This is a genomic window from Phenylobacterium sp. (assembly GCF_036677185.1).
Classification (GTDB): domain Bacteria; phylum Pseudomonadota; class Alphaproteobacteria; order Caulobacterales; family Caulobacteraceae; genus Phenylobacterium.
Map to the genome: position 1 here is coordinate 52905 of NZ_JAKFEN010000022.1, position 14191 is coordinate 67095.

General features: G+C 65.9%; 13 protein-coding genes and 1 tRNA gene. 9 read left to right on the forward strand and 5 right to left on the reverse strand.

The genetic code is table 11. The annotated features are described in order from the left end of the window. Window positions 1-130: 130 nt before the first annotated feature. The 3 genes from tig to V6M51_RS13620 all read left to right on the forward strand — a co-directional run bounded on the left by tig (window position 131) and on the right by V6M51_RS13620 (window position 2803). Entirely contained in the window at window positions 131-1489 is a 1359-nt protein-coding gene (tig, locus tag V6M51_RS13610; protein WP_332768341.1) for a trigger factor, read from the forward strand. Window positions 1490-1653: 164 nt separating this feature from the next. Next, window positions 1654-2268: an ATP-dependent Clp protease proteolytic subunit gene (locus V6M51_RS13615; RefSeq protein ID WP_305676386.1), complete on the forward strand. Its 615-nt coding sequence runs from the start codon at window positions 1654-1656 to the stop codon at window positions 2266-2268. 7 nt (window positions 2269-2275) lie between these two features. Beyond that, complete coding sequence (locus V6M51_RS13620) at window positions 2276-2803, forward strand: hypothetical protein (RefSeq protein ID WP_332767988.1); 528 nt, start codon at window positions 2276-2278, stop codon at window positions 2801-2803. 9 nt (window positions 2804-2812) lie between these two features. Here V6M51_RS13620 and V6M51_RS13625 read toward each other — a convergent pair whose 3' ends face one another. From V6M51_RS13625 to V6M51_RS13635, 3 genes are read right to left on the reverse strand one after another with little or no spacing between them, the layout of a single operon-like run. Beyond that, a complete protein-coding gene (locus V6M51_RS13625) occupies window positions 2813-3073 on the reverse strand; it encodes a hypothetical protein (RefSeq protein ID WP_332767990.1) in 261 nt (86 codons plus the stop codon). Between the two features lies 1 nt (window position 3074). Further along, the gene (locus V6M51_RS13630) at window positions 3075-3473 is read right to left on the reverse strand and encodes a nucleoside triphosphate pyrophosphohydrolase (RefSeq protein ID WP_332767991.1); all 399 of its coding nucleotides are present in this window, start codon (window positions 3471-3473) and stop codon (window positions 3075-3077) included. After that, window positions 3470-4135, reverse strand: coding sequence for an HAD-IB family hydrolase (locus V6M51_RS13635; RefSeq protein WP_332767992.1), 666 nt, complete (start codon window positions 4133-4135; stop codon window positions 3470-3472). The genes V6M51_RS13630 and V6M51_RS13635 overlap by 4 nt, the downstream gene beginning before the upstream one ends. 326 nt (window positions 4136-4461) lie before the next feature. On the opposite strand from V6M51_RS13635, the gene clpX reads away from it, so the two are divergent. From clpX to V6M51_RS13650, 3 genes are all read left to right on the forward strand, one after another. Next, window positions 4462-5724, forward strand: coding sequence for an ATP-dependent Clp protease ATP-binding subunit ClpX (gene clpX / locus V6M51_RS13640; RefSeq protein ID WP_332767994.1), 1263 nt, complete (start codon window positions 4462-4464; stop codon window positions 5722-5724). A gap of 307 nt (window positions 5725-6031) precedes the next feature. Then, window positions 6032-8482: an endopeptidase La gene (gene lon / locus V6M51_RS13645; protein ID WP_332767996.1), complete on the forward strand. Its 2451-nt coding sequence runs from the start codon at window positions 6032-6034 to the stop codon at window positions 8480-8482. Between the two features lie 158 nt (window positions 8483-8640). Beyond that, window positions 8641-8913, forward strand: coding sequence for an HU family DNA-binding protein (locus V6M51_RS13650; protein WP_254837069.1), 273 nt, complete (start codon window positions 8641-8643; stop codon window positions 8911-8913). Between the two features lie 81 nt (window positions 8914-8994). On the opposite strand, the gene V6M51_RS13655 is transcribed toward V6M51_RS13650, so the two are convergent. After that, window positions 8995-9071, reverse strand: a tRNA-Val gene (locus tag V6M51_RS13655). Window positions 9072-9147: 76 nt separating this feature from the next. On the opposite strand from V6M51_RS13655, the gene V6M51_RS13660 reads away from it, so the two are divergent. From V6M51_RS13660 to V6M51_RS13670, 3 genes are all read left to right on the forward strand, one after another. Beyond that, window positions 9148-10056, forward strand: coding sequence for an aldo/keto reductase (locus V6M51_RS13660; protein WP_332767997.1), 909 nt, complete (start codon window positions 9148-9150; stop codon window positions 10054-10056). 134 nt (window positions 10057-10190) lie between these two features. Beyond that, window positions 10191-11450: a cytochrome P450 gene (locus V6M51_RS13665; protein ID WP_332767998.1), complete on the forward strand. Its 1260-nt coding sequence runs from the start codon at window positions 10191-10193 to the stop codon at window positions 11448-11450. 86 nt (window positions 11451-11536) lie between these two features. After that, window positions 11537-13459, forward strand: coding sequence for a flavin-containing monooxygenase (locus V6M51_RS13670; RefSeq protein WP_332768000.1), 1923 nt, complete (start codon window positions 11537-11539; stop codon window positions 13457-13459). Window positions 13460-13510: 51 nt separating this feature from the next. Here the strand turns inward: V6M51_RS13670 and V6M51_RS13675 are convergent, their stop codons facing one another. After that, window positions 13511-14128 carry a Pr6Pr family membrane protein gene (locus tag V6M51_RS13675; protein ID WP_332768002.1) on the reverse strand — a complete coding sequence of 206 codons (618 nt, stop codon included), beginning with the start codon at window positions 14126-14128 and terminating at the stop codon, window positions 13511-13513. Between the last annotated feature and the right edge of the window lie 63 nt (window positions 14129-14191).

Genomic DNA, 14191 nt, shown 5'->3' on the forward strand with positions numbered 1-14191 from the left:
GAGGCGCAGGGCTCCCATGACATAAGAGCGCCCGCTCGCCGCCGCTTGTTCGGCGGCGATTGTCCTTTCATCTCAGGGCGGATCTGACGGCGCGCGCGACGCGCCTCACTCCGGAAGTTCAAGAATGTCGATGCAGATCGTTGAAAAGTCCGGCGAAGGCCTGAGCAAGGTTTTTGGCGTGACCGTGCCCGTGGCGGACCTCAATGAGCGCCTGGAGGCGCGGATCACAGAGATCACGCCCACGCTCAACATCAAGGGCTTCCGCCCGGGCAAGGTGCCGGCCGCCCACGTGCGCCGCCTGCACGGCAAGGCGCTGATGGCCGAGGTGGTCCAACAGGCCATCAACGAGTCCAGCCAGAAGGTGCTGACCGACAACAACCTGCGTCCCGCGGGCGAGCCGGACCTGAAGCCGGAAGGCGACTTCGAGAAGGTGATCGAGGGTTCCGCCGACTTGGCCTACGAGCTGGCCATCGAGGTGATGCCCGAGTTCGAGCCGACCGATCTCACCAAGATCTCCCTGAAGCGCCCGGTCTACGAGCCGACCGCCAAGGAAGTGGACGAGGCCGTCGATGAGCTGGCCAAGCAGAACCGCACCTATGAGCCGCGCACCGGCAAGTCGGTGAAGGCCAAGAAGGACGACCAGGTCGTCATCGACTTCATCGGCCGTATCGACGGCGTGGCCTTCGAGGGCGGCACGGGTTCGGACACCGACCTGGTGCTGGGATCGGGCAGCTTCATCCCCGGCTTCGAGGACCAGCTGATCGGCGCCAAGGCCGGCGACGTGGTCACCGTGAAAGTGCCGTTCCCGGCCGACTATCAGGCCGCCCAGCTGGCCGGCAAGGACGCCGAGTTCGAGACCACCGTGAAGGAGGTCAAGGCTCCGGTCGACGCCAAGGCCGACGACGCCATGGCCGAGCGCCTGGGCGTCGAGAGCCTGGAAAAGCTCAAGGAACTGCTGAAGACCAACCTCGAGAGCCAATACGCCGGCGCCTCGCGCTTCAAGCTGAAGCGCGCCCTGCTGGATGTCCTGGACGAGAAGCACGACTTCCCGTTGCCGCCGAAGATGGTCGAGGCCGAGTTCGCCTCTATCTGGCAACAGGTGCAGCAGGACAAGGAACGGGGCGGCCTGCCGCCTGAAGACGCCGAAAAGACCGACGATCAGCTGCAGGGCGAATATCGCAAGATCGCCGAGCGCCGGGTACGCCTGGGCCTGGTCCTGGCCGAGATCGGCCGGACCAACAATGTCCAGGTGACCAATGAAGAGCTGCAGAACGCCGCGGTGACTGAAGCGCGTCGCTACGGCCAGCAGGCCCAGCAGATCTTCGACATGTTCATGAAGGACCAGAACTTCCAGGCCCAGCTCCGCGCCCCGATCTTCGAGGACAAGGTCGTCGACCTCATCGTCGGCCAGGCCAAGGTGAAGGACCAGAAGGTCTCCAAGGAAGAGCTGCTGAAGGAAGACGACATGCCCGACGGGTATGGCGCCTAGCACCGCCTCAGCCGGCTTTCCGCGCGATCAGATCCCTCCCCGGACCGGGGAGGGATTTTCTTTAGGACTATTGGTCACCTTGCAACGGCCCCTCCGCCACGCGATATCGGAGGAGAACGCGGCGCTGCCCGCAGAGTCGCATCATTCGAGAGAGGCTTCCTTTTATGCGTGACCCGCAAATCACCGCGCTGAATCTCGTTCCGATGGTGGTGGAGCAGACCAGCCGCGGCGAGCGCGCCTTCGACATCTTCTCCCGCCTGCTGAAGGAACGGGTGATCTTCCTGAACGGTCCGGTCGAGGACGGCATGTCGGCGCTGATCTGCGCCCAGCTCCTGTACCTCGAGGCCGAGAACCCGAAGAAGGAGATCCAGATGTACATCAACTCCCCCGGGGGAGTGGTGACGTCTGGCCTCGCGATCTACGACACCATGCAATACATCAAGTCGCCGGTGGTGACCCTGTGCATGGGCATGGCCGCCTCGATGGGTTCGTTCCTGCTGATGGCCGGCGCCAAGGATCACAGGATCAGCCTGCCCAACGCCCGGATCATGGTCCACCAGCCCTCGGGCGGCTATTCCGGCAAGGCCTCGGATATCGAGCGCCACGCCGAGGACATCATCAAGACCAAGCGCCGGCTGAACGAGATCTACGCCAAGCACACCGGCCGGACCTTCGAGGAGGTCGAGGAGAAGCTCGATCGCGACACCTTCATGACCGCCGAGGAGGCCAAGGAGTGGGGCCTCGTCGACCACGTCTACGAGACCCGCGCCGACGACTGATCCGGCCATGGCCCGGCACATCCTCGTGGTGGGCGGAACGGGCATGCTGTCCGAACTCGTGAAGGCGCTCGCCGGCGACGGCGGGCGCCTTTCGCTTTTGTCGCGGCGGGCGTCCCAGGATGACGGCGCGGACGGTTTCGACTGCGACTACTATGACGAGGCGGCCTTCGCGGGCGCGCTGGAGGCCGCCGTCGCCCGCTCGGGGCCCGTTGATCTGGCGGTTGCCTGGTTCCACACGCTGAAGATCGCCGCCCCACGGCTGCTGGCCGAGCGGGTCCAGGGCAGGCTCTTCCAGGTTCTCGGCAGCGCCGCGGCCGATCCCTCCCACCCCGGACGGCTGGAGACTGCGGCGCGGGTCGCCGACGGACTGCCGCAATGCGCGGTCCGCCAGGTGGTCCTGGGCTTCAAGATGGAGGCTGGCGGTTCACGCTGGCTGACCAATTCCGAGATCTCACAGGGCGTGCTGGAGGCGGTGCGCGCCGACCAGGCCCTCACAGTCGTCGGCCAGACCGAACCGTGGTCGGCGCGGCCGTGAAGCGGGTCCCTAGCTCGCGAGCTCGGCCACGACCATGGCCACCAGGCGTTCGCGGCCTGCCTCGGCGGTGACGTCGATACGTTCGAAATCGCCCGCCGCCACGGTCCGCACATCGGCGAACAGGCCGGCCGGATCCTCGTGGAAATGCAGGAAGGCCCTGGACTTGCGGTAGAAGACGCCGCGCGTCTTCTCGGTCAGACCCGGTAGGGCGCGCAGCCGCAGGATCAGCGGCTCCAGGGCGTCCAGGGCTGCCTGGCCCGCATGCCGCATGTCAGTCCTCCCGCGGATATTGCGACGGTCGGGCCAGATAATAGTCAGCGGCGGGCAGGCCTGTCTCGGCTTCCACGGCGGCGTTGTAGACTCGATCGTCGAAGCCGCCACGCTCGGCGCGCTTGGTCAGGCGGCGGGTCTCGATGTCGTCCAAGGTCAGGCCTTGGGCGGCCATCAGGGCCAGCATCACCTCGCTGAGATCGGCCAGCTCGTCGGTGAGTTCGCGGGCGTCGGTCGCGGCCTGGGCCTCGCGGGCTTCCTCGACCAGCTTGTCCTTGAGCGCCGCCACATAGGCCGCATCGTCCAGCCGGCGATCGAAGACGGCTAGGCCCTGGTCGCGCATGATCTGCGGCAGCTTGTCGCGGATCAGCTTGCCGACGCGGAACCGGAGGATGCTCACGGCTTCTCCGTGAAGACGCGGTAGCCGACCTCATTGGCGATCCTCAGCATCTCGCGATCACCGCTGGTGTCGCCATAGGCGGCCTCCAACCGGATGTCGTCGCCGAAGGCCTCGCGCAGGCGCCGAACCTTCTCCGGCCCCCGGCAATTGGCGGTCGAGAACCCGCCGGTGGCGCGACCCTCGGCGTCGAAGGCGAGCTCGGTGCCGATCAGCAGGTCGGCGCCCAGGCCGCGGGCGAAGGGGGCCACCACGATGTCGGGCGAGGCGGTGACGATCACCAGCTTGGCGCGGCGCTGGCGCCAGCGCCGCCAGGTGGCCACGGCGTCGGGTCGCAGCAGGCGAGGGGCCATGATCTCGGCGAACGTCCGGGCGTCGGCCTCGATCGCCTCGCGGCTTGCTCCGGCAAGGAATTCGCTCACGGCGGCGGCCTTGATCTTGCCGCGGTTGCGATGTCCCAAATAGGCCAGGGCCGCGGGCGCGAGTCGAACCATCCCCAGCTGATATCGGCGCTTGCCGGCCCGCCATTTGAGGAACGCCGTGAAGCTGTCGCGAGTGGTCAGGGTGCCGTCGAAGTCGAACGCCACGACGCCGGCGTCCTCGATCTGCTCGTCCAAGGATTGGTTCGACGAGGCGCCGATGCTCCTAAGGTTTCGTCTCGCCATCTCGCCCCCAAAGCGCCGCCGGTTAGTTCAACCTGTCGCGAAGCGTCGCACCGGTCCTGGGGGAAGGTCTTGCGCGGCGTCCGTGACGGTTCTCTTGTACCGATGCGGGACATTCCCATCTACGGATTCGGAACGCCCCGCCATCGGGCGCCCCGCCGCCAAATGTCGCTCCAGCCCCCGGAAGGCTTGTGATCGTTGCTCGGATCGGGGAATGTCAAGGATTAGACAACCCCCGGCGCGTATCCTGCAATGATGGCGTCAGGAACGCCCCCGGGGCGGACGTCGACAGCGACCCGTCGGTGTCGTCGAGAGAGTGAGAAACGACCATGACCAAGGCCGCGAGCGGGGACTCCAAGAGCACTCTGTATTGCTCTTTCTGCGGCAAGAGCCAGCATGAGGTCCGCAAGCTTATCGCGGGCCCGACCGTATTCATCTGTGATGAATGCGTCGAGCTGTGCATGGATATCATCCGCGAAGAACACAAGATCTCCTTTGTGAAGTCGAAGGACGGTGTCCCGACGCCCAAGGAAATCCGCGAAGTCCTCGACGATTACGTGATTGGCCAAGACCACGCCAAGAAGGTGCTCGCGGTCGCGGTCCACAATCACTACAAGCGCCTGAACCACGCGTCGAAGAACAACGACGTCGAACTGGGCAAGGCGAACATCCTGCTGATCGGCCCGACCGGCACCGGCAAGACTCTGCTGGCCCAGACCCTGGCCCGAATCATCGACGTGCCCTTCACCGTGGCCGACGCCACGACCCTCACCGAAGCCGGCTATGTCGGCGAGGACGTCGAAAACATCATCCTCAAGCTGCTCCAATCGGCGGACTACAATGTCGAGCGGGCGCAGCGTGGCATCGTCTATATCGACGAGGTCGACAAGATCAGCCGCAAGTCCGACAACCCCTCGATCACCCGCGACGTGTCGGGCGAGGGCGTGCAGCAGGCCCTGCTGAAGATCATGGAAGGCACCGTCGCCTCCGTGCCGCCGCAGGGCGGGCGCAAGCATCCCCAGCAGGAATTCCTGCAAGTCGACACCACCAACATCCTGTTCATCTGCGGCGGCGCCTTCGCCGGCCTCGAGAAGATCATCTCGGCGCGCGGCCAGGGCACCTCGATCGGCTTCGGCGCCAAGGTCTCCGATCCGGATGACCGCCGCACCGGCCAGATCTTCCGTCAGGTGGAGCCGGACGATCTGCTGCGCTTCGGCCTGATCCCGGAGTTTGTCGGCCGCTTGCCGGTCATCGCGACCCTGGACGACCTGGACGAGCCGGCCCTGGTGAAGATCCTCACCGAGCCGAAGAACGCCTTCGTCAAGCAGTATCAGCGCCTGTTCGACATGGAGAATGTCGGGCTGACCTTCACCGACGACGCGCTCAACGCGGTGGCCCGCAAGGCCATCATCCGCAAGACCGGCGCGCGCGGCCTGCGCTCGATCCTGGAAGGCATCCTGCTCGATACGATGTACGAGCTGCCGACCTATGACGGCGTCGAGGAAGTGGTGGTCAACGCCGAGGTGGTCGAGGGCCGCGCCCAGCCGCTGGTGATCTACGCCGAACGCCGCGACAAGGGCGGCGTCGCCTGACGATCCCGGACGTCTAAGAGTTCAGGCCCCGCGGACCGGTTCCGCGGGGCCTTTTTCTTGAGTCCGAGGCGCGACGCGGCGCCGCAGGCGCCGGCTGGCCCCTGAGTTCGCTTGGCAACACTTCGTAGACACATCGGGTCGCACCCTTCCTGCTGCGCTTGAATGCGCGCGCGAAGCGTCCACATAAAAGCGCTGCAAAGCCGCCCTGCATGGCGGACGGGCCGTCCGACTCAGACGCATCGTCTGATGTGACCACGGTCCGGGAGCCGAGCCCGTAACCAAACCGGCCGGCAGGAGTTGAAAGTACATGTCCGAGATCAAGACCCTTCCGATTCTACCGCTGCGGGACATAGTCGTGTTCCCGCATCAACCGGTGCCGCTCTTCGTGGGCCGGGAGAAGTCCGTACGCGCGCTTGAAGAGGCGATGCGGGGTGAAGGCAAGCAGATCCTCCTGGCGACTCAGAAGGACAAGGATGACGACGATCCGTCGCCCGAGGCCATCTATGACGTCGGCGTGGTCGCCACAGTGCTGCAGCTGCTGAAGCTTCCCGACGGCACCGTGAAGGTGCTGGTGGAAGGCAAGGCGCGGGCCGCCGTGTCGCGTTTCACCGACCAGCAAGACTATTATGAAGCCGAGATCGCCTTCATCACCGAGGACGGCGGAGCTTCGGCCGAGGCCGAGGCGCTGTCGCGCGCGGTCGTCGAGCAGTTCGAGAACTACGTCAAACTGAACAAGAAGGTCCCGCCGGAGGCGCTTGCCTCCATGCCCCAGGTCGACGCGCCCGGCGAACTCGCCGACCGCATCGCCAGCCACCTCTCGGTGAAGATCGCCGAGAAGCAGGGCCTGCTGGAGATCTTCAATGTCGTGAAGCGCCTGGAGAAGGTCTACGCCCTGATGGAGGGCGAGATCAGCGTCATGCAGACGGAAAAGAAGATCCGTAACCGCGTGAAGCGCCAGATGGAGAAGACCCAGCGCGAGTACTATCTGAACGAACAGATGAAGGCGATCCAGCGCGAGCTGGGCGAGCAGGACGACCAGCGCGACGAGCTGCTCGAGCTGGAAAAGCGCATCAAGCGCACCAAGCTCTCCAAGGAGGCCCGCACCAAGGCCGACGGCGAGCTGAAGAAGCTGCGCAACATGAGCCCGATGTCGGCCGAGTCCACGGTCGTGCGGAACTATCTCGATTGGCTGCTGTCCATTCCATGGGGCAAGGCCAAGACCAAGCCGATCGACCTGGATGTGGCCGAGGCCGTCTTGGACCGCGACCATTATGGCCTTGAGAAGGTCAAGGAGCGGATCCTGGAATACCTGGCCGTCCAGGCCCGGACCGGTTCGCTGAAGGGCCCGATCCTCTGCCTGGTCGGCCCGCCCGGCGTCGGCAAGACCTCGCTTGGCAAGTCGCTCGCCGAGGCCACCAACCGCGAGTTCGTCCGGGTCTCCCTGGGCGGGGTGCGCGACGAGGCCGAGATCCGCGGTCACCGCCGGACCTATATCGGCTCCATGCCCGGCAAGATCATCCAGTCGATGAAGAAGGCCAAGTCGACCAACGCCTTCTTCCTGCTCGACGAGATCGACAAGATGGGCAGCGACTACCGGGGCGACCCGGCCTCGGCTCTGCTCGAGGTGCTGGATCCTTCGCAGAACTCCACCTTCGCCGACCACTATCTGGAGGTGGACTACGACCTGTCGCCGGTGATGTTCGTCACGACGGCCAATAGCCTGAACATGCCCCAGCCGCTGCTGGACCGCATGGAGATCATCCGCATCCCCGGTTACACCGAGGACGAAAAGGTGGAGATCGCCAAGCGCCACATCCTGCCGAAGCTGACCAAGGATCATGGACTGAAGCCGGAGGAGTTCATCGTCCCCGACCAGGCCATCCATGACCTGATCCGCTACTACACTCGGGAAGCCGGCGTGCGGTCGCTGGAGCGCGAGCTGGGCAATTTGGCCCGCAAGGCCGTCCGCGACCTGTCGCGCGCGGCGGCGAAGGCGGCCCTGGACGTCACCAACGGCACGGCCGACGCCGAGAAGCAGGTCATCTCGATCACCGTCGACGACGAGTTGCTGGCCAAGTACGCGGGCGTGCGCAAGTACACCCACGGCGAGACCGACGAGGAGGATCAGGTCGGGATCATCACCGGCCTGGCCTATACCGACTTCGGCGGGGACATCCTGACCATCGAGGCGGTCAAGATGCCCGGCAAGGGCCGCATGTCCATCACGGGCAACCTGAAGGACGTGATGAAGGAATCGATCTCCGCGGCGAACTCCTATGTGCGTTCGCGGGCGACCCATTTCGGCATCGAGCCCCCGCTGTTCGAGAAGACCGACGTGCACATCCACGTGCCGGACGGCGCCACCCCCAAGGACGGCCCTTCGGCTGGCGCGGCGATGGCCACCGCCATCGTCTCGGTCCTGACCGGGATCCCGATCCGCAGCGACATCGCCATGACCGGCGAGGTCACCCTGCGCGGCCGGGTCACCGCCATCGGCGGCCTGAAGGAGAAGCTGCTCGCGGCCCTCCGTTCGGGGGTCAAGACCGTGCTGATCCCGCAACAGAACCTCAAGGACCTGGCCGATATCCCGGACAACGTGAAGTCCGCCATGGAGATTATCCCGGTCTCGACCGTCGACGAGGTGCTTTCGCACGCCCTGACTCGGGCGCCGATTCCCATCGAATGGAACCCCGCGGACCAACCGCCGGTATCGGTTGCCGCCGAGGAAGGGGACGTGGAGTCGGTTATCACCCACTGATTGGCGAAAAACCGTAAAAAACTAGGCGGCGCCGGGGATTCCGGCGCCGCCTTCGTTTGACGCGCGTAACGAGACCGCCATAATCGCGCAACGCGAAGCAGCCTCGCGAGTCCGCGAGAGGTTCGCGGTTGAGATAACGGGCTGGGAGAGACAGGAAAATGACTAAGGCCGAACTCGTCACGGCGATCGCCGACAAGGCGGGCCTCAATAAGGCGCAAGCGAAAGACGCGCTGGAAGCGTTCATCGAGAGCGTCACGGCGTCGCTCAAGGGCGGGCAGGAAGTCCGGCTCGTCGGGTTCGGCAGTTTCGTGCCGGTGAACCGCGCGGCGGGCACCGCGCGTAACCCGCGCACCGGTGAAACGGTGAACCGTCCGGCGTCGAAGACGGCGCGCTTCCGCGTCGGTGAAGGCCTGAAGAGCTCGCTGAACTAAGGCGAGCCGTGGGCTAAAGCATCTAAGGGCGGTCGCCGTACCCGGTGGCCGCCCTTTTCGTTTGGGCGAGGCCCCGATGGCTGGTGGGCGGCGAGGGGTTCGAACCCCCGACCCCCTGGGTGTAAACCAGGTGCTCTGACCAGCTGAGCTAGCCGCCCTTCGGCCTCCTTAGGCCAGCCTTCGGCGAGCTCATCAAGTCCTCTAAGGACGCTGCCTGGAGAACATCGGCGACCCATGCGCTACCGACCGCTCGGACAGACCGGATTTACGGTTTCGGAGATCGGCCTCGGCTGCGCCAGCTGGTGGGGCAAGCGGGCCTTCGACGAGGCCGAGGCGATTCGACTGGTGCATGCGGCGCTCGCTGGCGGCGTCACCCTGTTCGACACCGGGGCGGCCTATTCGGAGGGGAACGCCGAACCGCGACTCGGCCGTGCGCTGAAGGGCAGGGCGACCGACGGCCTGGTGATCGCCACCAAGGCCGGCACCCGCCACGACGGCCGCAGGGTGGTCCGCGACTTCGACCCGACTGCTATCGAGGCCAGCGTCGAGGTCAGCCTGAGGAACCTCGGGATCGAGAGCCTGCCGCTGCTGCAGCTGCATGGGCCAGCTCTGAGCGAGCTGACCGATGGGTTTCTCGACAGGATGTCGGGCCTCAAGCATCGCGGCCTGATCCGCGCATTGGGGGTCAACAGCTTCGATCCGCAGGTGATCGCCCACGCCGCCGACCACGCGGAGATCGATGTGGTGATGGTCGACTATAATATCCTGCGTCCCGAACGCGCGCCCCTGATCGCCCAGGTCGCGGCGCGGGGGAAGGGCGTCCTGGCCGGCATGGCGCTCGCCATGGGCCACACCGGCGGCCAGGTCCTGAAGCTGCGCCGGCCGCGCGACGTCTGGTACGCCCTGCGCGCCTTCAAGAACCACCGCGCCGACGTCGCAAAGGGCGCCCGGTTCGGCTTCCTGGCGGACATCCCCGGCATGACCGGCGCCCAGGCCGCCCTGGCCTATGTGCTTGCCGATCCCAATGTCAGCAGCGCGGTCATCGGCACGACCCGCCTGGCGCACCTGGAGGACAACCTGGCCGCTTCGGGCATGAGTCTTCCCAGCGAGGCGATGGCGCGCATCGAGCGGGCGCAGCTCTGATCCCTCTGCAACCGAACTTAGTTTGGATTCGACGGGCGTTGTTCCGGCGCGCGGATTGGCGTTTCATCCTCCCATAAGACGCCGGCGATGGCCTTGCGGCCGCGGACCTGGCGTCGACCACGGGAGTGATCGCCATGGCTGACGGCGCGATGAAACTGGCCGACGAGGCGCGGGCCCGGGCCTTTTCCCTACCGCTGGAGGAGTTCAATCCCGGCGATCCGGAGCTGTTCCGCACCAACACCCACTGGCCCTATTTCGAGCGCTTGCGGCGTGAGGAGCCCGTCCACTGGTGCAGGGACAGTGAGTTCGGCCCCTACTGGTCGATCACCAAGTACAACGACATCATGGCCGTGGACACGAACCACGAGGTATTCTCGTCGGAGGCGGCGCTGGGCGGCATCACCATCCGCGACGCGCGGCCCGACCTGCGGCGTCCCAGCTTCATCGCCATGGACCCGCCCAAGCACGACGTGCAGCGCAAGACTGTCAGCCCGGTGGTCTCGCCGGCCAATCTGCAGGTGCTGGAGCCGATCATCCGCGAACGGGCGGCGAAGATTCTCGACGCCCTGCCGCGCGGCGAGACCTTCGACTGGGTCGACCGGGTCTCCATCGAACTGACCACCCAGATGCTGGCGACCCTGTTCGATTTCCCGTTCGAGCAGCGTCGCAAGCTGACCCGCTGGTCGGACGTGGCCACCACCCTGCCGATGCCCGGCGCGCTGTGCGAGACGGAGGAGGCGCGGCAGGAAGAGCTGATGCAGTGCCTGGCGGAGTTCACGCAGCTGTGGAACCAGCGGGTCAACGCCCCGCCGGCCGGGGACCTGATCTCCATGCTGGCCCATGGCGAGGCCACGCGGAACATGACGCCCGACGAATATCTCGGGAACATCATCCTGCTGATCGTCGGCGGCAACGACACGACCCGCAACTCGATCAGCGGCGGCCTGCTGGCCCTCAATGAGAACCCCGACCAGTACGCCAAGCTGCGCGCCGATCCGTCCCTGATCCCCAGCATGGTCTCGGAGATCATCCGCTGGCAGACCCCGCTGGCCCACATGCGCCGCACGGCGTTGGAGGACATCGAGATCGGCGGCAAGACCATCCGCAAGGGCGACAAGGTGGTCATGTGGTACGTCTCGGGCAACCGCGACGAGGAGGCCATCGAGACCCCGGAGCGGTTCATCATCGACCGGCCCCGGCCGCGCCAGCACCTGTCGTTCGGCTTCGGCATCCACCGCTGCGTCGGCAACCGCCTGGCCGAGATGCAGCTTCGCGTGGTCTGGGAGGAGATCCTCAAGCGCTTCGACCGCATCGAAGTGGTCGGCGAACCCAAGCGCGTCCGCTCGAGCTTCGTAAAGGGCTACGAGACCTTGCCGGTGCGGATCGCCGCATGACCTGACGCGACGGCGCCCTTTCGCCCGTCCTTCAGAAGCGTAAGCTGGCTTTCAAGAACAGTGATAACCTAAGGGCGGAAACGAATATGGCGGTGGATCTGGAGCCCCTCGACCAGGCGCTGGAGACGGCGCACCTGCCGGCGCTCTCCGCGGCGCTGGTGCATCTGACCGGCGAGACCAGTTGGCTGCGGCCCGAGTGGCGACCCACCTATACGCCGCTGTCACGCGGCGAGACCGGAGTCCCCGAGGCGGAGCAGGCCAAGATGCGCGCCGCGGCCAAGGCCGCGATCACCGCCTATCTGACCGGCAAGGCGCCCATGGCGGCGATCCCATCGCCCGAAGTCCTCCACCAGATGATGAACTTCGTGGCCGGGGCGGACATTCCCGAAGGCTACGGCGACTTCCTCACCGACGAGCTGGCGATCGACGGCCACAGCACCAAGGACCCGAACTGGTCCACCCCGGAACTCAAGGCCGCGGCGCGGAAGCTGAATGTCCTGGTGGTCGGCGCCGGCATGTCGGGCCTGCTGGCCGCCATCCGCCTGACCCAGGCCGGCGTGCCCTTCGAGATCGTCGACAAGAACCCCGACGTGGGCGGGACCTGGCTGGAGAACACCTATCCGGGCTGCAGGGTCGATAGTTCCAACCACATCTATTCCTACAGTTTCGAGCCCAACCACTTCTGGCCGCAGCACTTTTCCACCCAGCCGGTCCTGCTGGACTATTTCCGCGGGGTGGCGGGCCGCTACGACCTCAAGAAGAAGGTCCGCTTCGAAACCGTCGTCGAGGAGATGGCCTGGGATGAGGCCCGCTCGGTCTGGAAGGTGCGGCTGAAGACGCCCTCGGGGATCGAGCATGTGGAGGCCAACGCGGTGATCACCGCCGTGGGCCAGCTCAACCGCCCGCGCTTCCCCGACATCAAGGGCCGAGAGAGCTTCAGGGGGCCGTCCTTCCATTCCGCCGAATGGCGCCATGACGTGGACCTGACCGGCAAGCGGGTGGCGGTGATCGGCACCGGCGCCAGCGCCTTCCAGTTCGTGCCGGAGATCGTGGGCAAGGTCGCCAGCCTGAGCGTCTTCCAGCGCACGCCGCCCTGGGGCTTCCCGGTGCCGCACTATCACGAGGACGTCCCCGAGGGGATGAACTGGCTGATGGAGCACGTGCCGTTCTACGACAAATGGTACCGGTTCTGGATGTTCTGGATGGTGACCGACGGGCTCCTGCCCATGGTCACCGCCGATCCGGACTGGACCGGACCGACGACGGCGGTCAGCCAGCTGAACCTGGGCTTCCGCGAGATGATCGCCGCGGCGATCGCCGCCCAGGCGCCCGATCGTCCGGACCTGGTGGCCAAGATCATCCCCACCTATCCGCCGGGCGGCAAGCGGGCCCTGCTGGACAACGGCGTCTGGCTGGACGCCCTCAAGCGCGACAACGTCGAGCTGGTCACCGATGCGATCTCCGAGGTCACGGCCAGCGGCATCGTCACCGCCGACGGCCAGGCGCGCGACTTCGACGTGATCATCTACGGCACCGGTTTCCACGCCTCGAAGTTCCTGTGGCCGATGAAGATCAAGGGCCGCCAGGGCGCCGACCTGCATGAGACCTGGGCCGGCGATCCACGCGCCTATCTGGGCATGACCACGCCAGGTTTCCCGAACCTTTTCATGATCTACGGGCCCAATACCAATATCGTGGTCAACGGCTCGATCGTGTTTTTCTCGGAGTGCAGCGTCCGCTACATCCTGGGCTGCCTGAAGCTGTTGGCCCAGACGGGCGCCGCGGCCATGGAGCCCAAGCGCGAGGTCCACGACGCCTTCAACATCAGGGTCGACGAGGGCAACCGTCTGATGGCCTGGGGCGCCCCGCAGGTCACCAGCTGGTACAAGAATGAGGCGGGCCGGGTCACCCAGAACTGGCCCTTCGCCCTGGTCGACTATTGGCGGGCCACCCTGGCGCCCGACCCCAAGGACTTCATCCTCACCAAGAGCGCCGAGTTGGTGGAGTAGGGGTCTAGCCCGCCCGGCCATAGGCCTCGCGCAAGGCCGGCCGCTGCATGTCTAGCTCCGCGATTTCACCGAGCGGTCGATGGCGATGAAGATCAGGCCGAGGACCAGGAAGACGCAGGTCATCCCCGTCATGTTCATCACGACCCGCTCCAGGCCGAGCTTGGACACGTCCAGGAACGGGTAGGGGTAGAAGTCGGCATGGGGTCCCCGCCAGATGCTGTAGGCCCCATAGGCCAGCGGGAAGGCCAGCCACGGCCAGACATAGACCCAGCGCAGGGTGCGCTTCGGCGTGAACAGCAGCCAGTCCAGCAGGACCAGCGCCGGGGTCACATAGTGCAGGGTGGTGTCGGCGGCCCACTGGAGCCCCCGCGGGTCCCAGAGGCCCTCTAGGATCACGATATAGATCGTCGCGGTGACGGACATGTAGAGCGTGACCGCGGTCCGGATGGCCGGCTTGGCGAAATGGAGGCCGATCGGGCTGGTGGGGTAGGCCGCCGGCGCGGTGAACATCACCGCGGCGAACAGGTTCGAAAGGATCGTGAAATAGCTGAGGAAGTTGACCGTCCGCGTGGCGAAGGCCTCGCCATGCTGGCCGCGGACCATCAGCCAGTACTGCAGCAGCAGCCCGAACCAGGCGACCAAAGCTGCGATGGCGCGATAGGCTCTCATCGGTCCCCCGAACAACCCTGGGTCAGGAGACCGCTGCTTGCCCGCCGAGGTCAAGCGCAAGTG